Source organism: Pseudomonadales bacterium, from assembly GCA_024234435.1.
Lineage (GTDB): Bacteria > Pseudomonadota > Gammaproteobacteria > Pseudomonadales > Porticoccaceae > JACKOF01.
In genome coordinates this window covers 409,989-435,554 of record JACKOF010000002.1, presented here as the reverse complement: position 1 = coordinate 435,554, position 25,566 = coordinate 409,989, and the positions used below count along the sequence as shown (strand labels likewise).

Below are 25,566 nucleotides of genomic sequence, written 5' to 3'. Positions count from 1 at the left end.
AACAGTCGATACCAGCGCCGGTTAACACTAATCCGGAAAGGTTTCCCTTATAGAGCGCCAAGCCACACGCATACTGCCATGCTCAAAAGGTGGTCGCAAATAGCCATGGAAATGGCCTTTGGGGTTCATCAGAATAATATTCCCGCTATGATCGATGGTATAGTCATCTGCCTGTACTGACGCGCCAGTCAAGGGTGCTTTGGTATAGGCAACATTGAGCTCGGTTGCCAATTTGAGAAGCACATATTTATCAGCGGCGACACCCAGAAAATCTTGATGGAAGTAGGGCACATACTGAGCCAGCTTCTCCAGGGAATCCCGCTCTGGATCAAGAGAAACCATCACAACCTGCAAATCGGCCATTTCGTCGCTGTCCAGCTCCTGATACATTTTGGAGAGTACTGCCAACGTTGTGGGGCAGATATCCGGACAATGGGTAAATCCGAAGAAGATCATTGTCCATTTCCCCTGCAACTGTTCATCCGTAAACGGATGCCCTCGGTGATCAGTTAATTTGAAAGGGCTAACCTTTCTGGGGGTGGACAGCAGGTAAGCGCCGTATGCACGCAACTCGTGTTCATTTAATACCCTGGGTTTGGATAACTTGTTCATAAATCCCAGCAGAATAACCAGCACCACCACCAGAATAGCGATAACGGTATAGCGCACCCCTGCAGCCGCCGGGTTTTTTGATGATTCTATATTCGACATAAAATGACCGATCTGGCAGATTAACTAGAACACAAAGGCTGTCGGTGTTACCAGATAATGATCCAGCAGCATCACCACAAACAACACCATTAAATAGGTAATCGAGTACTTAAAGGTAGCCATACCGGCATTCGGGTTTTTCCCGATCATTAACACCACCGCCCAGTAAAGAAAACCGGCATCCAGTACGGCTGCGCCCAGCAAATATAACCAGCCGCTCATACCAACGACAAAGGGCAGCAGACTGATGGCCAGTAAAATAAGGGTATAGAGGAGAATGTGCAGTTTGGTGTACTTGATTCCATGTGTTACCGGCAACATGGGCACATTTGCCTTGGCATATTCATCACGACGATGGACCGCAAGCGCCCAGAAATGTGGCGGGGTCCAGGCAAAGATAATCAGCACCAGCAGCAGGGCGTGTCCATGTATCTCCCCAGTAACAGCCGTCCAGCCCAACAAGGGTGGCGCTGCTCCGGCAAGGCCACCAATAACAATATTCTGCGGTGTCGCACGCTTCAGAAACAACGTGTAAACCACGGCATACCCCAACAATGAAGCGAGGGTTAACCAAGCCGTCAGTGCATTGATAAACACCAGCAGAACAACCATACCAGTGACGCCTAGAAACAGGGCAAACGCCAAGGCATTACCGGGAGCAACACGACCTTTTGCCACGGGGCGATTAAACGTCCGGGCCATTTTAAGATCTATCTGCCGATCAACCAGATGATTAACCGCTGCCGCACCCCCGGCGCAAAGGGCTATTCCCAGATTTCCAAATAGCAATACATCAAGTGGCACCAAACCGGGAACAGCCAACAACATACCTATAACAGAAGTCAGGATCATCAGCGCAACAACACTTGGCTTGGTCAGCTCAAGATAGTCCCCCCATGTTGCCTTCAGCGCCATATCGGTTTCACTCATGCAGCGACCTCCTCATCGGCTGGCGTTGTTCCGGATTCTGGCTGAGCCATCCACAACCGAGTGGCCAGCAGCACCAAGGATAGTAACAAAAAGGCACCAACAGCATTGTGAGCCACCGCTATCACCAGCGGCACCATCAACAGGATATTACTGATACCAAGACAAATTTGCAGCGCCAGCAACCCCGCAACCAGAAACACCACCTTTTTTATTGAAGGTGCGTCAATCCTCAACAGGGCACTGCACAGCCCCAGTATGTATATTGTCGTCACAATAGCACCCACTCTGTGCGTGAAATGAATGGCAACTCGCGCCTCGCTCTCCATCAGACCACCCAGGTAGTTGGGCCCGATGGTCTGAAACACATTGAAGCCTTCCGCAAAATCCATTTCCGGCAACCACTGCCCCTGACAGGCAGGCAAATCAGGACAGGCAAATGCGGCGTAGTTTGAGGTTGTCCACCCCCCCAGCAGAATTTGCAATACCAGAACCACGATACCGCCAATTACCCAGGGTTTTATGCTTTGTATTTTCATCAATGCACTGGCTGATACACGCCAGCGGTGGTTATCCAGCCGCACAGCAAGCAACCAAAGTAGGGCAAAAGTGGTAAACCCGCCTAATAGATGCAAGGTGACGATCTGTGGCCACAATTTTAGTGTTACCGTCCACATGCCAAACAAAGCCTGCCAGACAACAAGGAACAACAGGAGAATCGGCAACCGGAAAGGATAGCCTTCCTCCTCCCGGTTCTTCCAGGCCAGAAATGTCAACCCAACAATTAATAGACCCAGGGTTCCGGCAAAATATCTGTGTACCATTTCGGGCCAGGTTTTATGCGTCTCGACCGGAGCATCGGGAAACAACTGCTCGGCTCGGGCAATCTCAGAGGAATCATTCGGCCACGCCAGATGGCCGTAGCAACCAGGCCAGTCAGGACAACCTAGTCCGGCATCCACCAATCGGGTAAATGCACCCAACACAACCACAGCCACAGCAAAAGCAGTGGCAAAAAGAGCCAGTTTGTACCCCGGCAAGCGTCGCGGAGAATCAGTTTTAAAAGACATATTTTGCTAAAACCATACTCATGAAAAAAGGTCAGTGAAAAGCACTATCAAGGTGCAGGCGAATATTTCAGCAGATGATTGATATCCTCAAGAATGCCATTGCCATCATGCTGCGGGCCGTAATACATCATCGTCCGGCCATCCTGGTCGACCACAAGGGTTCGCATTATGCCCGGCTGCCAGCCGGTATTGGCTTTCCCAAGCCAGACAGAGTAATCAGCCTCTGTGGATTTAATCACTTTCAGATAGGGGTGCTCACGGGCAATGTACTGTTCTGTTTCGAGCGACATTTTATCGCCAAGCAACAGATACATCCTTTGAAGCCGTTTACTGTTTTTACCAACCCGAATATGAACCTGCCGGGTTAGATACAACATATCCCGACACGATTGCTGGCATCGACCATCATCAGCAATCAAGTAACGCCACTTTACCGGCTGCTCGCTGAAACGCCAGATGTTGCCATCTACATCCCGGAGCGGCAAATCGCGAAGATCCAACGTAGGCTGAATAAAGCTGCCATGATTGGTGGTGCCCAGCCTGGCAAGCAGTGCATCCCTATCTTCCTGGGTTTTCGGAAAAATCATGAAGCCCGCAATAATAACCGCAGACAGAATGCCGATCATCAACACAACATGAAAATTAAAGCCTCTGGATTGTTCGGTCATTGATTGTCTCCGTGTTTCTCGGGGTGACGCCACTTTCGCCACAGTTCACCAATATTGGAATTTGCCTTCACCGTTAGCAGCACTAACACAGCCGCCATCACAAACCATTGCACAGCGTAGCCACGATGCTTGCCGGGTTGCACGTTAACCACGTGCCAGCCTGTTTGTAATGCACCGGGAGCTGTTTCATGAAGCCTTAATGTGTAGTCATACAAAGGCTCACCAAGCCGGTTAGCGGCAATTTCAGGGGCCGCATTCTGAACGATTTGCAACGCTTTGTCTGCACGCCAGGGATCGCTGCCCAGCATTAACTGCTGCCCAGGTGACTGATACAGGTAACCGCTGATCGTCAGCGCCTGCTCCCGGACAGGAACCCTGGGAAGAATATTCCTGTCTGGATTTGCGGCAATCCAGCCTCGATTCACAAGCAAGGCGGGCAAACCCTCTGCACGGAAAACAGAAATGACTTCGTATCCGGGCACCCCCCGGCGAACACTGTTATCCAGTAGCAGGGTCGTACGGTTGTCGTAATGGCCTTCTACTTTAACCCGCAAATACTGACGATCACCCTCGGGGGCTACCTGTCGCAAATCAACCAGCGGCGCCTCAGCCCGCTGCTGGTGAACATTCAGCATGTGCTGTTTTTCCTCAGCCCGGGAAAGCTGCCAGACCCCCAGCTGTAATGTCAGCGGCAGGAAGGCAAGCGTGAACAACAGCACTTTCCAGTTCCAGTGCCATTCAAACCGGGCTGTTTCCGGGGAGCTTTGCATTCGGTTTCAGATACCATCTGTGGTTAAATTAACACTTTCAACTAACATACGGGTTGTCTGGCATGTGGCTAAAAGTTTTGATTGTTGTCTTGTTTATCGGAGTATTAATCAGTCTCAGTAGCGGTCTGGTTTTCTTAATGAAAGACGTAGTCAACCCACGCAAGCGGCTTCTGTATGCTCTTGGTGTTCGTGTTACTCTGGCTGCGGCGCTGGTACTGACGGTCGCATACGGCATCTATACCGGGCAATTTACCAGCAAGGCTCCTTGGGATCGGCAATTACACCCGGAGCGGGTTAACCCGATAACAGCGCCACGGCAGCCTTGATTTCAAGCAGAAAGCAACCGTCTTATCCAGAACACCTAAAGAAGAAAACGGCCAGAACTTAACGCTCTGGCCGTTTTTTACATCTCAACATGTTTCAGGCAAGCACATAGACAAATATAAACAGGCCAACCCAGACCACATCCACAAAGTGCCAATACCAGGATGCCGCCTCAAAGCCAAACGCATCGTCGTGACTGAAGTGGCCTTTCAAACCACGCAGCCACTGTATCAACAGCATAATGGTTCCCATGGTAACGTGAGCCCCGTGAAAGCCGGTCAACATAAAGAAGGTAGTGCCATAAATACCGGACTCCAGTGTCAACCCCATATGAGAATAGGCATGCACATATTCTTCAACCTGAAGTACCAGGAAGATGGCGCCCAAAAGTACGGTAAGCCCAAGCCAGATATTAAAACCTTTGCGGTTATCATTTTTAAGCGCTGTATGCGCGGCATGAACCGTGACACTGGAGGTCAACAGTACAATGGTATTCCACAACGGCAACCAGCCAAGCAAACCGCCCCAGCCAGGAAAACTCATGTTTTCAGCAGGACCTGCCATCTGTGCAGCTTCGCCATTGAGCATCTGGTCCGGTGTTGTCATCAACGGCCAGCTGGATTCAAACCCGTTCCACAATAGATCTTTGGTTTCACCTTCGCTCAGCCAAGGTAACACCAACACGCGAATATAAAATAGCGCACCAAAGAAAGCCGCAAAAAACATGACTTCCGAAAATATGAACCAGCTCATCCCCCAAACGTAGGATCGTTTTAGTTGGGCGTTGGCCATACCAGCCTGGTTCTCTTTAATGACGGTGCTAAACCAGACATAAAGCGTGAAAACCAGAATTCCCAGACCGGCGAGAAATATTGTTGCGCTTTCGCCCTGCACCCAGCTGCCAGCACCCAGCGCAATCAGGCCCAAACCCAACGCCGCCATCAGAGGCAATTTGCTCTGATCCGGAACGTAATAGTTGCTATCTGTTGACATTATCATTCTCCGTTGTGTCCGCACCTGCTCTTGCATGACCTGGTCACTGAGCAGTTCGGCAATTTTTATCGTTAATTCAATTTCGCCACTGCCGCACTCTGAGCACGGTCAGTTATATCAAAAAGTGTATAAGACAAAGTAATGGTATTGATCGCTTTTGGTAAATCCCTGTCGACAATAAACACCAATGGCAAATCCGCTTCTGCACCGGCAGCCAGTGGTTGCTGATTAAAGCAGAAACATTCTGTTTTGTGGAAAAACGCCGAGGCACTGAAAGGCGTCACACTGGGAATCGCCTGGGCAACCATATCTTTGCCTGTTCTGTTTTTGGCAAAAAACCGCGTTTCTACAGGCTCCCCCGGATGAACTTTTAGCTCATGAATGACCGGGCTGAAATCCCAGGGCATAGCCCCGTTATTCGTCGCGACAAACTGCACTTTGACGGTACGGGATTCATCAATACCTGCTTCAACAACCTGGTAGGGGCCTCCCGTTTTACCACCAATGCCCGTTACTTCACAGAACACATCGTAAAGCGGGGGCATCACAAAAACAGCAAAAACAAACATGCCGACCACTCCGAAGAGTAGTTTAACCAAGGTCTTTTGAACCGGGTTGGCCGACATGTCTGCTCGTCCTTACTTCGCTTGCACTAGCTTCTTATTTCACTTCAGGCGGTGTAGAAAACGTGTGGTACGGAGCAGGGCAGGGAACTTCCCACTCCAGACCTTCCGCACCTTCCCAAGGGCTGTTTTTTTCAACCGGCTTGCCTGCCTTGATCGTGTGAATCACGTTAAACAGGAATAAAAGCTGTGCCGCACCGTAAATAAACGCACCGATACTGGAGATCATATTCCAGTCAGAGAACTGCAACGCATAATCAGCGTAACGGCGAGGCATGCCCGCTAACCCCAGAAAGTGCTGAGGAAAGAACGTGACATTGAAGCCAATAAATGCAACCCAGAACTGCGTTTTACCCAGTGCTTCGTTGTACATCCGTCCGCACCACTTGGGCAACCAGTAATAAGTAGCTGCCGTACCCGAGAACACGGCACCGGCCACCATTACATAGTGAAAGTGCGCCACCACAAAATAGCTGTCGTGATACTGAATATCCGCAGGCGCAATTGACAGCATCAGGCCGGTAAAACCACCGATGGTGAACAGAATCACGAAAGCAATAGCAAACAGCATCGGAGTTTCAAAGGTCAGCGATCCGCGGAACATGGTCGTGATCCAGTTAAACACCTTGGCTGCCGTGGGTACTGCAATCAGCATTGTGGCGTACATGAAGTACAACTCACCGGAAATGGGCATACCCACCATAAACATGTGGTGCGCCCAGACAATAAACGACAGGAACGCGATCGAAGCCGTTGCATACACCATGGAACTGTAACCAAACAACGGCTTGCGGCTGAAGGTCGGAATAATATGAGAAATCACCCCAAACGCAGGCAGAATAATGATGTAGACCTCCGGGTGACCAAAGAACCAGAACACGTGCTGGAACAGTACCGGATCACCACCACCTGCGGCATCAAAGAAGCTGGTGCCAAAGTTGATATCCATCAGCATCATGGTCACCGCACCTGCCAACACCGGCATTACAGCAATCAGCAGGAATGCCGTAATCAGCCAGGTCCAGACAAACATCGGCATTTTCATCAACGTCATGCCCGGTGCACGCATATTCAGCACAGTAGCGATGATGTTGATGGAACCCATAATGGACGACGCACCCATGATATGAACACCAAAGATAAAGTAGTTCACCGTTGACGGCGCGTACGTTGTGGACAGCGGTGCATAAAATGTCCAACCGAAGTTGGGTGCACCACCATCCATGAACAATGTTGCTGTCAACAGGGCAAACGCAAATGGCAATATCCAGAAGCTCAGATTGTTCATGCGCGGCAGCGCCATATCAGGCGCACCAATCATCATTGGAATCAACCAGTTAGCCAACCCGACAAATGCGGGCATAATGGCGCCAAACACCATCACCAGGCCATGCATGGTGGTCATCTGGTTAAAGAACTCAGGTTTGACAATTTGCATACCGGGCGCAAACAGCTCGGCGCGGATAACCATTGCAAAGAAGCCACCCAGAATAAACATGGCGAAGCTGAACCAGAGATACAGCGTACCGATGTCTTTGTGATTTGTGGTAAAGAGCCAGCGGCCAATACCTTTAGCGGGACCGTGTGCCATGACTTAATCCTCCCTTATTGGCCTTGCTTGAATTTAAGAACGTTGATCGGCTGAACCTGATCACCCACATTATTACCCCAGGCATTTCGCTCATAGGTAATAATGGCGGCCAGATCAACCTCTGACAGTTGTCCACCAAACGCCTGCATCGCAGTGCCAGCAACACCGTTAACCACAACGTCCAGATGCCCCTCGACAGGACCCAGAGCAATGGGGCTATTTTTAAGAGCCGGGAATACACCCGGAATTCCTTCACCATTAGCCATATGACAGGCAGCACAGGAGCGGTTATAAGCCTCTTCACCACGAGCCATCAACTCATCCATGGTGAACGTCTTGTTGGCCAGTTCGCGTTCGGCAGCAGCGGCGACTTTCTTTTCCGAAATCCAGGTCTGGTATTCTTCAGGCTCAACGACATTTACCACAATCGGCATAAAGGCATGACCTTTACCACAGAGCTCCGCACATTCACCGCGATAAATACCCGGCTCTTCTACATAAGCCCAAGTTTCATTGATAAAACCGGGAATCGCATCTTTCTTGACACCCAGATCAACGACCCACCAGGAGTGAATCACATCCTTGGCGGTAATCAGAAAACGAACCTTGGTGCGCGCCGGAATCACCAGTGGCTGGGAAACTTCCTGCAGATAAAACTCGCCTTTGGGAGCCGTATTGTAGATTTCGGATTCGGGAGTCGTCAGCTCGCTCATAAAAGCAACATCTTCACCCAGGTATTCATACTGCCACTTCCACTGATAACCGGTCACCTTGATATCCAGTTCCGCTTCAGTCGTATCGTAAGCATTGACTATTACCTTGGTCGCCGGAATGGCCATGACCACCAGAATCAACGCCGGGATAATTGTCCAGACTATTTCCGCAGTGGTATTTTCGTGGAAGTTGGCCGCGACTGCGCCGCGAGATTTGCGGTGAGCAAACATGCTGTAGAACATTATCGCGAAGACTATTACGCCAATCACCACACAGATCCAGAAAATGATCATGTGGATGTCGTATATCTCCTGACTAACAGGTGTCACACCCTGGGGCATATTCACCGCCCAACGCTGACCGCTTTCTGCAAGGGCATTACCCGGTAGGGATAATGACAATACAGGGGCAAGCAGCAACGCGAAAAGCTGGCTGGCTCTTCTTAACATCGCCCTATCTCCGTTTATTGATTTATTTAATTATTGTAACTGCCACTTAAGTGGTAGTCGTAAAGCGGCGGAAGTATAACAGAAGTTTGACCACTTGCTCCAACCCAATAAGGTGTATTAATGGCCAAATTTACCGAAAAATAATCATTCAGTGACAAAAATACGCATCTGCCAAGATATTCTTTGCAATTCTGAAAACCTCTACTAGGTTTTAATCATGGACACAGTAACCATTCGTCACGCCATCAACTCTGCCAAACAGCACGAAAAAAATACCGGGCAGCTGGCTCGCCTGCTTGAGGCCCGCACCGGCGGTCTTCACCACGCCATCCAGTTGCCTGAAGAGCATGTGGTGCCTGTTTTACTGAACTTTATCACGCACTACATTGATCATGTGCCGGAGTTTGTTGATGCAGTAGATGCCATAGCAACCGATGCAGGGCTTGACGTGTACACCGAACCCGTCATGGCGGTTGCTGCGGATTTTTTTGCCCAGCCACCCGAATTACTGAACGGGCATAGCGGACTCACTGCCCTGATGGATGAAGCCTATCTGGCTCACCGATTGATAGAGGAGGTCAATGATCGCTTTATGGCCAGCTCGGGACTGCCGCTGGTTCCTATGGACATGACCCGCTCCAACCTGATTATTCACCACCTGATCAGTGAACCATTCGCCAACCAGCTGGATCAGGCTGTGCACCTGATTGTTAACCATCTGGCGTACACCGAAGATCTTTTTTCCAGCGATGCGCTGGTACAACATCTGTCAAAAACCCGAACCAACTGGGCAAAAGAACTGAAGAAATGGCCTTGCCTGATGGATTCAATGGCCATTCAGCTTACGCTGCGAAACGCTAATCCACGCATGGTTTTTCACTAAAACGATTAACCCGGCCAGTCTTTACCAGCGGCCATCAGGCTCCGGGGTCAATCAATTTTACCGGCCTGGCCTCAGACTGATCTGCTGCACTCCGATTTACCCGGGTATCCAGCTCACGAACCGATTTCTGAAACCTCATCTTCTCGCTGAAATCACAAGCCACGCACTCGCGAAAGGTTTCCCCCTCATCACTGAACATCACCAGCTTGTCCTGCTCCCCACAACGGGGGCATACGGCACCGGCAACAAATCGTTTTTGAGCTTTAAACATAGAAAACCAATTCCGGACTGTTGATCAATAGACAAGATCGCTATTATACCGCTTTCGATAATCCGCAGTAGAATCAGGCAATCTCATGATAAATAATATCCGACCTTATAAAGGCATCCATCCCAGCTTGGGAGAAAGAGTATACGTAGACCCCGCAGCTACTGTAATAGGGGATGTGGTACTGGGGAACGATGTTTCAGTATGGCCTGGCGCCGTAATCCGCGGCGATATGCACAGCATCCGCATCGGCGATCGCTCCAACGTTCAGGATAATGCTGTACTGCACATAACCCACGATGGGCCATTCAACCCCGGTGGCTTTCCCTTAACGATTGGGGATGATGTGATTATCGGTCACGGCGCCATATTGCATGGCTGCACACTGAACAACCGAATTCTGGTAGGCAATGGCGCCATCGTGAATGACGGCGCAGTGGTTGAAAAAGAAGTTATCATCGGATCAGGCTGCGTAGTACCCCCCGGCAAGGTCCTGGAAAGCGGCTATCTTTACGTGGGCGCTCCTGCCAAGCAGGTGCGGGCACTTACCGAGAAAGAAAAGCAGTTTTTCAGCTATTCACCCGCCAACTACGTAAAACTGAAAGACCAGTACCTTTCCGAGCAGGCCGAATAACCCGCACCCGGAACCAACAACACGCTTATTGTTGCTGCTGCTGTTCCTGTTTGGCCATCACATCACCCAGCCCGCCCTCGTTGGAAACATTGCGGTAACCGGCTTCTTCTAAAGCCTGCTTGGCGATGCCTGCACGTCGACCGGTGCCACAATACAGCTTGATAGGCCGCTCCTTCGACTCTGCATGATCTCCGATGAAAACGGTTATTTCGGTATAATTTATATTAATGGCCCCGGGCAAGTGACCGGCGCTATATTCCTCTGCTGTACGAACATCAATCCACAAAATTTCTTCTCCTCCTGATTCCGCTCCAGTTGCAAAACCTGTCAGTGGCAACAGGACTGCAATCAACACTACCAACAGTTGTTTCATCTCAACCCCCTTGCATACTGCCACGAATAACAACACCTGCTTCCTTTTTATAACAGAATGCAGATATCTGCAATCAGTAACCAAACGCTGCCCTGTCCATTCAGAAAGGCGAGAACGGTTTACCATTTAACTGCATCGCCCCTTTCTCCAGAGAAAAGGCTGCGCGGTAACCCTCAGAGGTACTGACGATAATACCCTGATCAACCTGCTGGGTTAGCGCCATCTGCAATTGGCTTTTTGCCAGCTCATTAACCTCATCTTCCGACATCTGCTGGTTCTGTGACACCAGTTGAGCGCTAATCTGATCGGCAAGTATTTTCACACCAAGGGTCTCCAGCAACTGCTGATCAAAACTGAGTGCCGCAACAATCTTCAAACGGGCCATCAGCATTAGCGGGTTTGCCAAATCAGCAGCAACTATCTCTGCGCCCTGACCATCAAAATCAACCCGGGCATTTGCCGAAAACCTGCCGTCATTCATGGTAAAGCTGATATCCGGAATATGCATCGCGGGAGAATATTTCAGAAACTCAAGACCCAGCTCCGACATCATAGCCAACTGCCGTTGCTGTAAATCTGACACACCTTCAGCATTTTGATACAGGCCTATAAGCTGATCGTAGTATTTTTGCAACGCATCTACTCCCAGACGCTCAAAAACAATTTGGACATTCATGTCGGCCAACTGCTCATCACCGGCAAGCAGTTCGCCAATACCATACTGCACAGCCATTTTGACGGTATTGTCACCATCCCGCGAACCACTGTACCGAACCACCAAATCATTCACGGATGCCAGACTGTCATTTCCGACAGATTGCCGTTCGTTAACAGTGATATTCGCCAGTGTCATGGTCATCTCGCCGAGCGATACCATATCATTCACCAGTTCCAGATCACCACTCAGTTCAATGGCAGACACCTGCACGGCGCCTTTTTCACCGGCAAACGAGAGCGGAGCAAGTGCACCATTCATGATCAGGTTATGCGAGCGGGCATCATAACTGCCCGAGAACCGGGCCCCACCATAACTAAGCGTGCCGCCGTTTTCCTCATTGATCCAATCAAACGCCGGAGAGGTAAAAGCAAACGGAGAACGGCCCAGCAACCCGACAGTGGCCTGATAGGTAAACAGCGCATCAATGTCGACCTTTTGTTGAAAAGCCTGTAGCTGCGGGTAATTCGATACATCCGGGCGCATCTCAATATAAGCCACACCGATACCAAAACCATCCTGAGGCAGAACCGGCCCATGATTTACCTGGACATCCAGCAACAGGCTCGAAGGCATCTGTTGTATTTTCTTCTGCAATTGAGGATCATCCGCTGACATATTGGCATACAGACCCCAATCGAAACCCACTCGTACCTTGCCTTGCGCTGTACGCCAATTTTCGCTGTATTCCACCAGTTCGGCTTGGTACCCGGGCATCCGGTTAATTTTGGCAATCTGCTGTTCAATAGCCGAATGCGCCACCGGGCCAGTCACAAACGAACCAACAAACAGAACAAGAAGAAGCAGGCAGAAAATGCCTAAAACGATTTTTTTCATACATTCAGTCCTTGAAAAGTGGGAAATACAGGCGACACTGTAACGGATCAGGTGTCAGAAACAACCCGCCAACCTATTCCGCAAACGCTAACCGCCTGTGACCAACTCTTGCCGAATAGCGGCAATGACAGGCCGGGTCTCCGGCTGCACCCCACGCCAGATGGAAAAAGATTCAGCCGCCTGCTCGACCAGCATGCCCAACCCATCGGCAACTTCCGCAGCACCCCGCTGCTGTGCCCACCGCATAAAAACTGTCGGCTCGGCAGCGTACATCATGTCGTACACACGCCCCCCGGCGGCTAACAAGTCATCCGGAAGGGGTGGCAGTTCACCCTGCAGGCTGGCGCTGGTCCCATTAATAATCAGGTCAAACTGCTGACCAGACAGCATATCCAGATCACAACCCAGCAGATAACCCATTTCGGCAAACGCTTTTGACAGTTGCATCGCTTTTTCGAGGGTACGGTTGGCGATCACCACATGCTGGGGAGCTTCTTCCAGCAGAGGCTCCAGTACACCTCGCACAGCACCGCCTGCTCCCAGAATCAGCACCCGCTGGCCAGTAATGGGCCAGCACAAATTCTTGGTGATATCCCGAATCATGCCGACACCATCCGTTGTATCCCCCTGTACTACTCCTTCACGCATTGTCAGCGTGTTAACCGCCCCCGCACGGCGAGCCCGCGCTGTCAGCCTGGCTGCATAGCGATAAGCATCCTGTTTGAACGGCACCGTAATGTTCAGACCCTTACCGCCCGCAGCAAAAAACACATCGGCAGCTTCTTCAAATCTGCCTGGCACCACCTGTTGTTTGCTGTAATGCAGATCTTCACCGGTTTGACCGGCGAACATCTTGTGAATTGTTGGCGATTTACTTTGTGCTACAGGATTGCCAAACACGGCATATTGATCAGTCATAAGTATCGCCTGGTTTTGTCCTTCATGTCGGTATTAAGCAGCGTACAGTCAAGTGGCAACATTACGCCCAATCACGACTGGTCAAAAAATCGGTGTATAAGGCAGACTCCGGGGAACCCGGCTGCGGTTGCCAGTCGTATTTCCAGCTCACCAGTGGCGGCAGTGACATCAGTATGGACTCCGTACGCCCGCCCGTTTGCAGACCAAACAGCGTCCCCCGATCATAAACCAGATTAAATTCGACATAGCGCCCTCGTCGATAAAGCTGAAACTGGCGTTCCCGTTCACCATAAGCACAATCGGCCCTGCGCTCAACAATGGGCACATAGGCTTTACTGTAGCTGTCTCCCACAGAACGCATCAGAGCAAAGCTTTGCTCAAAACCCGGCTCATTGAAATCATCGAAAAAAAGGCCACCGACGCCACGGGGTTCGTCGCGATGCTTGAGGTAAAAATATTCATCACACCATGTCTTGAAACGGGGGTAAACCTCTTCACCAAAAGGCTCACAGGCTGATTTGGCTGTCTGGTGCCAGGCACGACAATCTTCTTCATTGCCGTAATAAGGCGTCAGGTCATACCCCCCCCCAAACCACCACACGGGATCTCCGCCCTCTTTTTCCGCGATAAAAAACCGGACATTGGCGTGGGAGGTTGGCACATAGGGGTTTTGAGGATGAATCACCAGCGACACCCCCATGGCCTCAAAGGAGCGACCCGCCAATTCAGGTCTGGCTGCCGTTGCAGAAGGTGGCAACTGCTTACCGTGGACATGAGAGAAATTAACACCGCCTTTCTCAAATACTTTGCCATCGGCAATGACTCTGCTACGACCGCCACCACCTTCTTCTCGCTGCCAGCTGTCTTGCTGAAAACTCGCGTGCGGCTCCAGCGCCTGGAGGTCTTCGCAAATACGATCCTGCAAACCTGTCAAATAGGTTTTCACTGCCTGCTTATCAACCATGATTTTGCCTTTTCAAGCACCGGGGCGAATTGTGTCACCGGTTATAAGATCTCGGATACGGGTCGGTTTTGCCGCAGACCCCACTTGTCCCGGCAAAAGGTCATCAACACTACCACGAAAATAACTTTTGAGCTTGAGTGCGGATTTGGCCGGGGGCAAACCATGAGGGTTTGCCGATGTAGAAACCAGCGGCCCACCAAATGCCTTGCAAAGAGCTGCAGCCAGAGGGTGATCTGTCACACGTACCGCCAAAGTAGAGCGGCCACCGGTAATCCAGCCAGGAGCAGTGCCGTTATCCGGAATCAGCCAGGTATTGGGACCAGGCCAGCTTGCTGCCAACTGAAGTCGCTGACTCTCTGTCAAACCTTTCAGAAAAGGTTCCAGCTGAGAAACCGAAGCGGCGATTAATATCAGCCCCATACTGGCATCGCGGCGTTTCATTGCCAGAATGCGCGCCACCGCGGACAAACAGAAGGGGTCACAACCCAACCCCCAAACCGCTTCTGTTGGATAGCCCACCACCGCACCCGCGCGTAAAGCCTGCGCAGCAAGTTGAACGCGGTGGTGATGCTCCCAGAAATTCAAGGCGTTCTCCGCCAGAGGTTTCAAGCTGATAGCTAGTTTCCTAGCTGTTCTTGTAGCGCGGCATCTTTAGCAACAACTGCCGCTGCATTGGCCACACGCTCTTCAACCAACCGGGCATGCAGCTCTGCATCGGCAACACCGATAATCTGCGCCGCCAGATATGCCGCATTTTTTGCACCGGCCTTGCCAATCGCCACAGTAGCAACTGGAATGCCGCCTGGCATTTGTACCGTGGAAAGCAGTGCATCGAGGCCATCCAGCGATGAGTTGATTGGCACGCCGATCACCGGCTTCAGTGTATTGGCTGACACTGCTCCAGCCAAATGGGCGGCCATGCCTGCCGCGCAAATAAACGCTGCACAACCACGGCTGTCGGCATCTTTCACATAGTGGTGAGTGGCTTCCGGGGTCCGGTGGGCAGAAGAGATCTTTGCCTCGAAAGGAACCCCAAGCTTGTTGAGAATATCAAAACAGGCTTCCATAACAGGCAAGTCTGAATCGGAACCCATCAGAATGGCAACAAAAGGCTTACTCATATTTTCACACCTTAAATCTGGAAAACCGCGCAGGCTACCTTATCAAAAACCGTTTCGCAATAGTTACCGAACCCGGATAAAGTACCCTCCGCGTTTTTCGATAACACCCGCCAATTCCAGGGCAAGCAATTGCTGATTCAACACAGTCACCGATAAACCGGTTTTATTCACCAGCCAGTCGCTATCAACCGTATCAAACCCCATTGCGTCGAGCAGCAACTGCTGATCGGCTGCCAGTGGCGAGGGACACCCGCTATCATCACTGGGCGTCAGATAGCTGAGTATACTTCCCAGATGCTCAACAATATCGGCAGCCGTCTCCACTAGTGTAGCACCCTGCTTAATCAGCTGATGACAACCCTTCCCAAGCGGGTTGTGAAGCGTGCTGGGAATGGCAAAAACTTCACGGTTTTCCTCCATTGCCAAGCGTGCCGTAATTAGAGACCCGCTTTTCAAGGCGGCTTCAACGACCAGCACGCCGACACTCATACCGCTGATGATTCGGTTCCGACGGGGAAAGTTTCGCGCAACCGGCGGGGTGCCCGGATAAAATTCGCTGATTACTGCACCCCCGTTTTCAACAATTTTTTCCTGGAGTTCACTGTGCCGGCGCGGGTAACAAATATCCAACCCTGTACCGACAACGGCAACCGTTTTGCCCTGTTCCATGGCACCCCGATGTGCTGCGCCGTCAATGCCTAACGCCATACCACTGGTAACCACAAAGCCATTCGCAGCCAGCATTTGCGAAAACTGTTCAGCATTATTGATGCCGGTAGCGCTTGCATTTCGGCTACCTACCAACGCTATTTGGGGTAACGCCAGAACAGCCGGATCGCCCTTAACAAACAACAGCGGGGGCGGACGGGAAATCTCCTTGAGAAGGGGTGGATAGTGATCACAACCCAGTGGCACCAAATTGATCGTGTTGTTGCAACACCAATCATGGATTTTGTCAGCCTCCGCGAGGTGCCCTCCGGGGTATTCCTGATAGCGCAAAACAGACTCCAGCGCCTTACCACACAAGATGTCAGCTAATGCCTGCCGGTCAGCCGACAGCGCCGCCGAAAATGATCCAAACTTTCGGTATAACGACAACAGATCAGTAGGTGACAGTGCTTTTATTGACTGCATCACCATAACGCTTGAACTCTCCCTGTTCATTCTGCTCCTCCTTGAACAGATTTCTGCTAAAAAGTTTTCTTGCCTGGCGACCCGAAATAAAAAACGCCGACGTAACGTCGGCGTTTTTTATGCAATGCTAGAACCTGTTACGGATTGCGAACAATATCGTTCACCGCCAGTGGCCGCTTGGCACGCAACACCAAACCGAAACTCATTTTTTCAAATGTACGAAAAACCATCACCAAACCTGCGCGCTCTGCTGGCAGTACGACCTTTTCTTTCGCCACACGATCGACAACCGTCTCACCACGTTTATAAATGGCCAACATGTTGCCAACAACCAAACCATCACGCTCACCCTTGTTAATGGCAACCACGTCGAGATGGCCTACCTGCGATATCCCGCCCTCAACCGTCATAATAACGCCTTCAAGTGTCTCTTCTGGCGAGCTGGGGTAAAAGGTTGAGTCGATACGGCGCTCTTCATGAGGCAGCAGGCGCTCACCCACGCGTATTTCTTCTACTGTGCGGGTGGCCTGCAAGGTGGCTATATCACCATCAACTGTTTGCAGCTTTGCCGAGCCGATATCCTGCGCCCGGATACCCAGTAATTCGCCAGACTCGGGGTCAATATAAGGATTCCCCTTGCGATAGATGCCATAACTCGGGGTTCTATCGAATTCACCGCGGGCATAAAACTGATCGCCTTTGCCGCTAATCAAGCGTTTTTCATTGCCGGCAACAACATAGGGTGCCGCTTCCAGCTCACCCTTCTCCACCACACGATTACGTGACAGGAAGTTATTAACGGTGCTCAACGGAATGGCGTCAATCGCTTCGGCATGGGGAAGTTCACGAATCTGCGGATTCAGCTTCACTACCCGATCACCGCGCTGCAACATCAGGCGGGGCTTACCGTCAATATAGACCAGACTGATAATATCACCGGGATAAATCAAGTGGGGGTTGCGAATTTGCGGGTTAACGTACCAGATTTCCGGCCACAACCAGGGCGTCTTTAAAAAGAAATCGGAAATATCCCAGAGTGTATCACCGCGTTTCACGGTGTACTTGTCGGGAATATTGTCATTAAAGTGCTCATCTGCAGCGGTAACCGCTGCGGCAAAACCCCATATGCCAACCCAGATTCCGAGTAGCGCCAGCAGTACTTTTTTCATTTTGGCCGTCCTGTGTGCTGATTTCCGATGGTGTATACTTCCACCCCATAGAGCATTAATTACACCCCGACGTGCATTATTGCCTAAAACTCCCAGATAAATCTAATGTTAACAGCGGTTTGCCGCTTATTGCTAGAAGCTCGTCACAAACATTATGGCCATATTGAACATACTTGAATTTCCCGATCAACGCCTGAGAACCGTTGCCAGCCCGGTATTAGCGGTAGATGAACGCATCAAAATGCTGGTCAATGACATGCTGGAGACCATGTATGCGGCACCGGGCATTGGTCTCGCCGCAACCCAAGTAGATGTGCATGAGCGGGTTGTCGTAATGGATTTGTCTGACAACCAAAGCGCCCCCCTGGTGCTGATCAACCCTGAAGTGGAAGTTTTGGGAGAGGGGAAGCGCAGTCATGAAGAAGGTTGTCTGTCCGTGCCCGGTTTCTATGACGCTGTTGACCGACCTGACCATATCCGTGTCACGGCCCTCAATGAACATGGTGAGCCATTTACCCTGGAACCAGACGGGCTAATGGCCGTCTGCATTCAGCACGAACTGGATCACCTGAACGGCAAACTGTTCGTGGATTATCTCTCCAGCATCAAGCGGGACCGGATTCGTAAGAAGCTCGAAAAACTCCATCGTCGCCAAGCATAACAGCCGCAACCGGACAATAACATGACAATCTCTTCTGACAGGCTTCGCATTGTCTTTGCCGGCACGCCGGAGTTTGCCGCCATCCATTTGCGCGGCATTCTCGAACAAACCGGCCACAAGGTGGTAGCCGTCTATACCCAGCCAGACAGGCCTGCAGGCAGGGGCAAAAAACTCACGCCCTCCCCGGTCAAACTGCTTGCCCAGCAACACGACTTACCGGTACTGCAACCCGCCAGTTTGAAATCCAGCGAAGCACAACAACAATTAGCCGAGTTCAACGCCGATATCATGGTGGTGGTCGCCTATGGATTACTGCTTCCCAAAACCATTCTCGACACACCAAGGCTTGGCTGCATCAACGTACACGGGTCTTTATTGCCGCGTTGGCGGGGAGCCGCACCAATTCAAAGAGCAATTGAAGCCGGCGACCCGGAAACCGGGATCACCATTATGCAAATGGATGAGGGACTGGACACCGGCGATATGTTGGTGAGCGCTCACGTCACTATACATCCAAAAGAAACAAGTGCTTCATTACATGATCGACTGGCCGCCATCGGGCCAGATGCACTCCATATCGCATTGAAAGAACTCGCAGAAGGGCGAGCGGTAGCCGAAAAGCAGGAAGACTCCCTCAGCAATTACGCTCCCAAGATCAGCAAACAGGAAGCCCTGATCAACTGGCAACAAAGTGCCGGGCAGATTGACCGAAAAGTTCGCGCCTTTAATCCAGTTCCGGTGGCATATACGGAAATTGCTTCAACAACAGAGGGGCAGGACCAGACCGGCCATAAAGAGAGAATCCGGATTTGGTCCGGCGAGCCCACTCAAAATGACAGCTCGCTACCTGCGGGAACCATTATCAACACTGACGACAACGGCATAGAGGTAGCCTGTGCCGATTACAGCTATCGGATTACCGAAATGCAGTTATCCGGCAAAAACCGCCTGCCAGTCAATGAAATTCTGAAATCACGGGCCGCGTTATTCAGGCAAGGGAACCGCTTCATTCACGTGACCTCTTCAGAAGACTCCTGTTCAGCATGAATGTCCGGATTGCCGCCGCCAAAGTTATCCGTTCTGTGCTGCATGATGGCGAATCACTGAACAGCATCCTGCCCGGCTACCTGGCAGCAGCACCAGAGAAGGACCGCGGCTTGCTTCAGGAGCTCTGCTACGGAACCCTGCGCTGGCAACCCAAATTACTCTGCTACCTGAATCAGCTGCTTGATAAACCCTTCAAACATAAAGACGGTGACCTGGAAGCCCTCCTGACCTGTGGCCTTTATCAACTGATTTACCTGAGAATTCCGCCTCACGCCGCCGTCAGCGAAACCGTCGCTGCCACCAAAGGCCTGAAAAAAGTGTGGGCCAAAGGGCTGGTCAACGCCGTCCTTCGCCGCTTTCAGAGAGAACGGGAGGCGCTTGATTCAAAACTGGTCGGCCAGCCTGAATTTGATACCGCACATCCTGCCTGGCTTTTTGACGCCTGGCAGAACAGCTGGCCAGAGCAGCTGGACGCTCTCATTGCAGCCAGCAACAGTCGGCCGCCGATGACCCTGCGGGTCAATCGCCTGAAAAGCAGTCGCAATCGTTACCTGGAACAACTCAACGATCACCGGATCGAAGCTGCTGCCTGCCCGTTCAGCGAAGACGGTATCCAGTTGCAGCAACCCACTGACGTCCATTTACTTCCGGGTTTTGATGAAGGGATGGTCAGCGTACAGGACGAGGCTGCCCAGCTCGCTGCCCAGCTTTTATCCCTGTCTGCCGGACAGCGGGTGCTGGATGCCTGTTGCGCACCGGGAGGTAAAACCTGCCATATTCTTGAATGTCTGCATAACGATGGCACAGTGCTCGCCGTTGATATCGACGCCGAACGGTTAATTCGTGTTGAAGAGAACCTAGAACGCCTCCAGTTACAAGCTCAGGTTATCGCCTGCGATGCGGCAAACACACAAGAATGGTGGGACGGCGAAGCCTTCGACCGTATACTGCTCGACGCCCCCTGCTCGGCAACTGGCGTTATTCGGCGTCACCCGGACATCAAACTGCTGCGCACACCAGCAGATATTGTTAAGCTAGCAACACTGCAAAAGACGCTACTGAATTCGCTGTGGACCTTGCTAAAACCGGGCGGCATCCTGCTGTACGCGACTTGCTCAACACTGCCAGAGGAAAATGACGCAACCATTGAAGGGTTCCTGAACACCACTGAAGACGCAATCTGTTCAGGCATCGATATCGAAGCAGGTTTTAAAACACCATTTGGCAGGCAGTTACTGCCACAAACTGATGGTCACGATGGTTTCTATTATGCAAAACTGCAAAAACAACTGTAGATATAGCATCAACTGCAAAGCAGGTGGAGCAAGGTAATGAAAATTGTGATTGTGGGTGCCGGCGAAGTCGGTGGCACCATTGCTGAACATTTAGCCAGCGAAGCCAACGATATCACCGTTATTGACAATAGTAGTGCCCGGCTCCAGGCCCTCCAGGAAAGACTGGATATTCGCACTATTACCGGTATGGCCTGCCACCCGACGGTGCTGGTCCGTGCAGGCATCGAAGACGCCGACATGCTGGTGGCCGTCACTAACAGCGATGAAATCAACATGATGGCCTGTCAGGTAGCCTATTCTCTGTTCCGAACACCGACAAAAATAGCCAGAATCCGCGCGGGCAGCTATACCTCCAAAGCCTACAAAGACAAACTTTTTAACGACAAGAGTGTACCGGTTGATGTCCTGATCACACCGGAGCAAGTAGTTACTGAATATATCTACCGGCTGATCAAGGTTCCCGGAGCGCTGCAGGTAATGGATTTTGCGAACGGTGCTGCACAACTGGTTGCGGTCCGAGCCGTAAAAAGTGGTCCCCTGATAGGCCAGGAGCTAAGGCATATCCGCGAACACCTGCCAAAAGCCGATGCCCGGGTAGCGGCTATATTCCGACAGGACCGACCTATCTTCCCGGAAGGCAACACCATTATTGAGGAAGGTGATGAGGTGTTTTTTATCGCGGCACGGGAAAATATCCGCACCGTAATGGGTGAACTGCGACGACTGGAAAACCCCTATCGCCGGATTATGATCGCCGGAGGTGGCAATATTGGTTTGCGGCTGGCTACCGCTCTAGAGAAAAACTACAACCTGAAAATAATAGAATTTTCACAAGAACGATGTGATGTACTATCAGAACAACTGAATCACACCGTGGTACTTAACGGTTCGGCGACGGACCGAGAGCTGCTGCTCGATGAAAACATCGAAGATACCGATGTTTTCCTGGCGCTGACCAATGACGACGAAGTTAATATTATGGCTTCGTTCCTGGCGAAACGACTGGGTGTCAAAAAGGTCATGACGCTAATCGCTAACCCTGTTTACGCCAATCTTGTTCAGGGAGGGGAGATTGACATTGCCATTTCGCCCCAGCAGGCAACCACCGGGTTGCTACTTGCTCATGTGCGTCGGGGAGACACCGTCAACGTACACTCTCTGCGGCGCGGCGCGGCGGAAGCAATGGAAATTGTTGTCCACGGCGATCAAAAAAGCTCAAAGGTGGTGGGTCGGGCCATTGAAGATATCAAGTCACCTTCCGGGGTTACTCTCGCAGCAATTGTGCGGGATGAAAAAGTGATTATTTGCCACCACGATACGGTTGTGCAAAGCGGTGACCATGCCATCGTCTTTGTTGTAGACAAGAAAAAGGTTCGCGACGTAGAACGCCTGTTTCAGGTTGGTTTCACCTTTTTTTAACCCTTGATACGGAATTAATCACCGCATGCACGGACCCATGGTTTCAAAAGTTCTCGGGCTTTTCCTGATGATTTTCAGCATTACCTTGCTGTTACCGATTGTCGTGGCTGTTATCTACGGAGAAGACACCGGGCAGGCTTTCCTGCTGGCTTTTGCGCTGACCTTTTCCATCGGCATGCTCATGTGGCTGCCATTCAGCCGTGTCTCCAGTGATCTTCGTACCAGAGACGGGTTTATCATCACCACCCTTTTCTGGCTCGTACTCGGGCTGACCGGAACCCTGCCATTAATGCTGGTAGACGAAGTTCACCTGACCTTTTCTGATGCCCTTTTTGAATCCATATCAGGGATCACCACAACCGGCGCCACCGTGTTAACCGGGCTGGACGTGATGCCCAAATCGATACTTTATTACCGCCAGCAACTGCACTTTTTAGGCGGAATTGGCATTGTGGTGATTGCTGTTGCCATCATGCCACTGCTGGGTGTAGGCGGCATGCAGCTTTACCGAGCAGAAAATGTCGGGCCATCCAAAGAAAGTAAGATGACGCCGCGCATTGCGGAGACCGCAAAGGCACTGTTCATTATCTACATCGCACTCAATATTATCTGCACCACTGCCTACTGGCTGGCTGGCATGCCTTTTTTCGACGCCCTGACCCATAGCTTTTCGACCATCGCCACGGGCGGTTTTGCCAATTACGATGCCAGTATCGGCTTTTATAACAGCACCCTGATTAACGCCATCTGCATCTTTTTTATGGTGGTTTCATCACTGAGTTTCGGCCTGCATTATTACGCGTGGGTGAAAGGAAGCGTATTCCATTATTGGCGCAATCCGGAAGCCAAAACGTTCTTCCTGCTACTGATTGCATCGTCAATGGTCGTCAGTGGCCACCTGTACTTTCTCGAACACCATCCCGCAAAAGACAGCATTGTTCACGGCACCTTTCAGCTCGTTTCAATTATGACAACCACGGGGTTTCTCACCGATAATTACAGTGCCTGGCCAACCTTCCTGCCTTTTTTGATGTTGGTAACATCCTTTTTTGGCGGCTGTGTGGGGTCAACCACAGGTGGAGTAAAAATAGGGCGCATGGTGATTATGGCAAAACAGGTGGAGCGGGAAACGTCCCGGCTGATTCACCCCAAAGGCACATTTTCAATGAAGATGGGAAAATGGGCTGTGCCAACCAGAGTGACCGATGCCGTATGGGCATTCTTTGGTGTTTATCTGGCGGTCTACTACGGTATTGTGTTGCTATTGCTGGCCGCAGGTGCAGACTATGTAACAGCCTGGTCCGCTACTGCGGCCACCCTCAATAATATGGGCCCGGGCCTGGGTGAAGTCTTCAGCCATTTCGGCGACATGAATGACTTTTCAAAATGGGTGCTGTCAGCGGCCATGGTCCTGGGTCGACTGGAAATCTTCACCGTACTGGTCCTGTTTACACCCATGTTCTGGCGGCGCTAACCAACCCCCAGCGTTAATTAAAATCCTGGGGTTATCGAGCAGCCTTTTCGGGGCGCACGATGTTATAGCTCTTGCGAATCTCTGCACCGGACCGCTTACCCAGCATCAGACTCTCGCCGGGATCAACCAACACCCGCCCCCCCATTGCCTCCCGGCCCAGCAACATGCGATATCCCATCGAATCCCGATTCGTCAGCGTCAGTTCGATATCCCAGGTTTTACCACCGAGCGAAACAGGGGTCTTTATCACATAGCGTTCCTCCGCTACCCCGCCTGAATTCTTCACCAGACGACGATCAATAACCTCCGCCTCACACTCTACCGTTGTGGTAATGTTTTTCTGTAACGGGTGCAATTCAAAGCGCACCCAAAACGCTTCACCACGTTTAAACTCCTCTATGTTAAAAGCGTGGATCGCCGACGTTTTAGCACCTGAATCCACCCGTGCCTTGATAGCCGGGATATTCAGATCGGCAAGACCGCACCACTCCACACTGCCAATAATCATTTTTTGATTATCAAAAGCATCCACGCGATATTAACCCCCGTTCCGGATGTTGTAGTAAGCCTGTTCGGAAATCTTCTGGTAGTGCTCCGACTGCGTCTGAAAAACCTTGATTGACTGGTACACCTTTTTAAACATTGGATCAGCCTTGGCATTTTCAGCCATCACCTCGTCCGTTGCCTGTTTCAGCGCAGCCAGCACATCCTCGGGCAACGGGCGCAAGTCCACACCATGTTCGTTAACCAGTGTTTCAAGGGCCGCATTATTGTGCGCTGTGTAATCATCCAGCATATCCTGATTGATGGCTCTGGTAGCCGCCTCGACAATTTTTTGCAGATCCTCAGGCAGTGATTCAAAGGCTTGTTTATTAACCGTAAATTCGATCGTCGGGCCGGGTTCCTGCCAACCGGGATAGTAGTAATACCTGGCAATCTGGTGGAAACCAAACGCCAGATCATTGTACGGCCCCACCCATTCAGTCGCGTCAATCACACCCGTTTGCAATGATGTATAAATATCACCACCGGGAATATTCACCGCCTCAACACCGAGTCGGGATATCACTTCGGCACCCAAGCCGGGAATCCGCATTTTTAACCCTTTCAAATCTTCCAGACTGTTAATTTCGCGATTAAACCACCCGGCCATTTGAATACCCGTATTGCCTCCGGGAAACGGAATCAGATTAAACGGCTCATACAACTCCCGCCACAACTCAAGGCCGCCGCCATAATGCAACCAGGCGTTCATTTCCTGCGCATTAAGGCCAAAGGGAATAGCGGTGAACAACGGCGCTGACAACGCCTTGCCTTTCCAGTAATAGGCTGCGCCCTGACCCATTTCCGCGGTTCCCTGAGAAACCGTATCGAACACTTCAAAAGCGGGCACCAATTGACCAGCCCCGTAAACCTTGATTTTCAAGCGACCATTGCTGGCTTCATCAATCAGCCTGGCCAGGTTTTCCGCGGCTACCCCCAACCCCGGAAAGTTTTTCGGATAGGTGGAGACCAGCTTCCACTGGAAAGTCTGTTGCGGCTCTGCTGCTACAACACCTGCCGTAGAAGCGCGTTGTTTCTCACTACAGCCAATCAATGCCACGCTGGTAATCAATAGAGCAGTCAAATACTTTTTCACGGCGATTCCTTTATGAACGATGTTTCCAAACAGCCTTTCCAAAAAAGGCTCAAGTAATACGTTTTATAATTATAAATAAGTGCCATTGTGAGCAACGCTACGCAATCCAATGGGCTAGAGAAGCGGATTTTGGATTACTTCGTCGTACCTCCTCGCAATGACCGTGCGTTTACTA

Annotated in this window: 28 protein-coding genes; 8 read left to right on the top strand and 20 right to left on the bottom strand. The window is 51.1% G+C overall.

Annotated features, from left to right (window positions below; all coding sequences use genetic code 11):
* Positions 1-27 precede the first annotated feature (27 nt).
* The 5 genes from H7A02_12020 to H7A02_12000 are packed head-to-tail and all read right to left on the bottom strand — an operon-like array spanning position 28 to position 4,146.
* The gene (locus tag H7A02_12020; protein ID MCP5172980.1) at positions 28-711 is read right to left on the bottom strand and encodes an SCO family protein; all 684 of its coding nucleotides are present in this window, start codon (positions 709-711) and stop codon (positions 28-30) included.
* 24 nt (positions 712-735) lie between these two features.
* Positions 736-1,641: a protoheme IX farnesyltransferase gene (locus H7A02_12015; protein ID MCP5172979.1), complete on the bottom strand. Its 906-nt coding sequence runs from the start codon at positions 1,639-1,641 to the stop codon at positions 736-738.
* Complete coding sequence (locus H7A02_12010; GenBank protein MCP5172978.1) at positions 1,638-2,708, bottom strand: COX15/CtaA family protein; 1,071 nt, start codon at positions 2,706-2,708, stop codon at positions 1,638-1,640. The genes H7A02_12015 and H7A02_12010 overlap by 4 nt, the downstream gene beginning before the upstream one ends.
* Positions 2,709-2,755: 47 nt before the next feature.
* On the bottom strand, positions 2,756-3,376 hold the full coding sequence (locus H7A02_12005; GenBank protein MCP5172977.1) for a hypothetical protein: 621 nt from the start codon (positions 3,374-3,376) through the stop codon (positions 2,756-2,758).
* Positions 3,373-4,146 carry an SURF1 family protein gene (locus H7A02_12000; GenBank protein ID MCP5172976.1) on the bottom strand — a complete coding sequence of 258 codons (774 nt, stop codon included), beginning with the start codon at positions 4,144-4,146 and terminating at the stop codon, positions 3,373-3,375. Before H7A02_12000 ends, H7A02_12005 begins: the two co-directional genes overlap by 4 nt.
* Positions 4,147-4,208: 62 nt before the next feature.
* Here H7A02_12000 and H7A02_11995 point away from each other — a divergent pair, with 62 nt between their 5' ends.
* Positions 4,209-4,472 carry a DUF2909 domain-containing protein gene (locus H7A02_11995; GenBank protein MCP5172975.1) on the top strand — a complete coding sequence of 88 codons (264 nt, stop codon included), beginning with the start codon at positions 4,209-4,211 and terminating at the stop codon, positions 4,470-4,472.
* Positions 4,473-4,566: 94 nt separating this feature from the next.
* Here H7A02_11995 and H7A02_11990 read toward each other — a convergent pair whose 3' ends face one another.
* From H7A02_11990 to coxB, 4 genes are all read right to left on the bottom strand, one after another.
* Entirely contained in the window at positions 4,567-5,463 is an 897-nt protein-coding gene (locus H7A02_11990; GenBank protein ID MCP5172974.1) for a cytochrome c oxidase subunit 3, read from the bottom strand.
* Between the two features lie 71 nt (positions 5,464-5,534).
* Complete coding sequence (locus H7A02_11985) at positions 5,535-6,089, bottom strand: cytochrome c oxidase assembly protein (GenBank protein ID MCP5172973.1); 555 nt, start codon at positions 6,087-6,089, stop codon at positions 5,535-5,537.
* Between the two features lie 34 nt (positions 6,090-6,123).
* Entirely contained in the window at positions 6,124-7,677 is a 1,554-nt protein-coding gene (gene ctaD / locus H7A02_11980; protein MCP5172972.1) for a cytochrome c oxidase subunit I, read from the bottom strand.
* Between the two features lie 14 nt (positions 7,678-7,691).
* A complete protein-coding gene (gene coxB, locus H7A02_11975) occupies positions 7,692-8,840 on the bottom strand; it encodes a cytochrome c oxidase subunit II (GenBank protein ID MCP5172971.1) in 1,149 nt (382 codons plus the stop codon).
* A gap of 217 nt (positions 8,841-9,057) precedes the next feature.
* Here coxB and H7A02_11970 point away from each other — a divergent pair, with 217 nt between their 5' ends.
* Positions 9,058-9,723: a hypothetical protein gene (locus H7A02_11970; GenBank protein ID MCP5172970.1), complete on the top strand. Its 666-nt coding sequence runs from the start codon at positions 9,058-9,060 to the stop codon at positions 9,721-9,723.
* 34 nt (positions 9,724-9,757) lie between these two features.
* On the opposite strand, the gene H7A02_11965 is transcribed toward H7A02_11970, so the two are convergent.
* Complete coding sequence (locus tag H7A02_11965; GenBank protein ID MCP5172969.1) at positions 9,758-9,994, bottom strand: YheV family putative metal-binding protein; 237 nt, start codon at positions 9,992-9,994, stop codon at positions 9,758-9,760.
* Between the two features lie 85 nt (positions 9,995-10,079).
* On the opposite strand from H7A02_11965, the gene H7A02_11960 reads away from it, so the two are divergent.
* Positions 10,080-10,625, top strand: coding sequence for a gamma carbonic anhydrase family protein (locus H7A02_11960; GenBank protein ID MCP5172968.1), 546 nt, complete (start codon positions 10,080-10,082; stop codon positions 10,623-10,625).
* A gap of 25 nt (positions 10,626-10,650) precedes the next feature.
* Here the strand turns inward: H7A02_11960 and H7A02_11955 are convergent, their stop codons facing one another.
* From H7A02_11955 to H7A02_11920, 8 genes are all read right to left on the bottom strand, one after another.
* Positions 10,651-10,998, bottom strand: coding sequence for a rhodanese-like domain-containing protein (locus H7A02_11955; protein MCP5172967.1), 348 nt, complete (start codon positions 10,996-10,998; stop codon positions 10,651-10,653).
* Positions 10,999-11,098: 100 nt separating this feature from the next.
* Complete coding sequence (locus H7A02_11950) at positions 11,099-12,550, bottom strand: YdgA family protein (protein MCP5172966.1); 1,452 nt, start codon at positions 12,548-12,550, stop codon at positions 11,099-11,101.
* An 87-nt stretch (positions 12,551-12,637) separates the two neighbouring features.
* Positions 12,638-13,468, bottom strand: a complete 831-nt coding sequence (gene aroE, locus H7A02_11945; protein MCP5172965.1) for a shikimate dehydrogenase — start codon at positions 13,466-13,468, stop codon at positions 12,638-12,640.
* A 61-nt stretch (positions 13,469-13,529) separates the two neighbouring features.
* The gene (gene hemF, locus H7A02_11940) at positions 13,530-14,432 is read right to left on the bottom strand and encodes an oxygen-dependent coproporphyrinogen oxidase (GenBank protein ID MCP5172964.1); all 903 of its coding nucleotides are present in this window, start codon (positions 14,430-14,432) and stop codon (positions 13,530-13,532) included.
* Positions 14,433-14,444: 12 nt separating this feature from the next.
* Positions 14,445-15,017, bottom strand: coding sequence for a Sua5/YciO/YrdC/YwlC family protein (locus tag H7A02_11935; GenBank protein ID MCP5172963.1), 573 nt, complete (start codon positions 15,015-15,017; stop codon positions 14,445-14,447).
* Positions 15,018-15,049: 32 nt separating this feature from the next.
* Positions 15,050-15,553, bottom strand: coding sequence for a 5-(carboxyamino)imidazole ribonucleotide mutase (purE, locus tag H7A02_11930; protein ID MCP5172962.1), 504 nt, complete (start codon positions 15,551-15,553; stop codon positions 15,050-15,052).
* A gap of 63 nt (positions 15,554-15,616) precedes the next feature.
* Positions 15,617-16,717, bottom strand: a complete 1,101-nt coding sequence (gene dprA, locus H7A02_11925) for a DNA-protecting protein DprA (GenBank protein ID MCP5172961.1) — start codon at positions 16,715-16,717, stop codon at positions 15,617-15,619.
* A 107-nt stretch (positions 16,718-16,824) separates the two neighbouring features.
* Positions 16,825-17,856: a LysM peptidoglycan-binding domain-containing protein gene (locus H7A02_11920; protein MCP5172960.1), complete on the bottom strand. Its 1,032-nt coding sequence runs from the start codon at positions 17,854-17,856 to the stop codon at positions 16,825-16,827.
* A gap of 154 nt (positions 17,857-18,010) precedes the next feature.
* Here H7A02_11920 and H7A02_11915 point away from each other — a divergent pair, with 154 nt between their 5' ends.
* The 5 genes from H7A02_11915 to H7A02_11895 are packed head-to-tail and all read left to right on the top strand — an operon-like array spanning position 18,011 to position 23,752.
* Positions 18,011-18,517, top strand: a complete 507-nt coding sequence (locus H7A02_11915; GenBank protein ID MCP5172959.1) for a peptide deformylase — start codon at positions 18,011-18,013, stop codon at positions 18,515-18,517.
* 21 nt (positions 18,518-18,538) lie between these two features.
* Complete coding sequence (fmt, locus tag H7A02_11910; protein ID MCP5172958.1) at positions 18,539-19,564, top strand: methionyl-tRNA formyltransferase; 1,026 nt, start codon at positions 18,539-18,541, stop codon at positions 19,562-19,564.
* Complete coding sequence (rsmB, locus tag H7A02_11905) at positions 19,561-20,859, top strand: 16S rRNA (cytosine(967)-C(5))-methyltransferase RsmB (protein MCP5172957.1); 1,299 nt, start codon at positions 19,561-19,563, stop codon at positions 20,857-20,859. The genes fmt and rsmB overlap by 4 nt, the downstream gene beginning before the upstream one ends.
* Positions 20,860-20,895: 36 nt before the next feature.
* On the top strand, positions 20,896-22,278 hold the full coding sequence (gene trkA, locus H7A02_11900) for a Trk system potassium transporter TrkA (GenBank protein ID MCP5172956.1): 1,383 nt from the start codon (positions 20,896-20,898) through the stop codon (positions 22,276-22,278).
* Between the two features lie 25 nt (positions 22,279-22,303).
* Complete coding sequence (locus H7A02_11895; GenBank protein ID MCP5172955.1) at positions 22,304-23,752, top strand: potassium transporter; 1,449 nt, start codon at positions 22,304-22,306, stop codon at positions 23,750-23,752.
* 31 nt (positions 23,753-23,783) lie between these two features.
* Here the strand turns inward: H7A02_11895 and H7A02_11890 are convergent, their stop codons facing one another.
* Positions 23,784-24,260 (bottom strand): ATP-dependent zinc protease, encoded by a 477-nt coding sequence (locus H7A02_11890; protein MCP5172954.1) that lies wholly within the window; start codon positions 24,258-24,260, stop codon positions 23,784-23,786.
* A 30-nt stretch (positions 24,261-24,290) separates the two neighbouring features.
* The gene (gene dctP / locus H7A02_11885; GenBank protein MCP5172953.1) at positions 24,291-25,391 is read right to left on the bottom strand and encodes a TRAP transporter substrate-binding protein DctP; all 1,101 of its coding nucleotides are present in this window, start codon (positions 25,389-25,391) and stop codon (positions 24,291-24,293) included.
* Positions 25,392-25,566 lie beyond the last annotated feature (175 nt).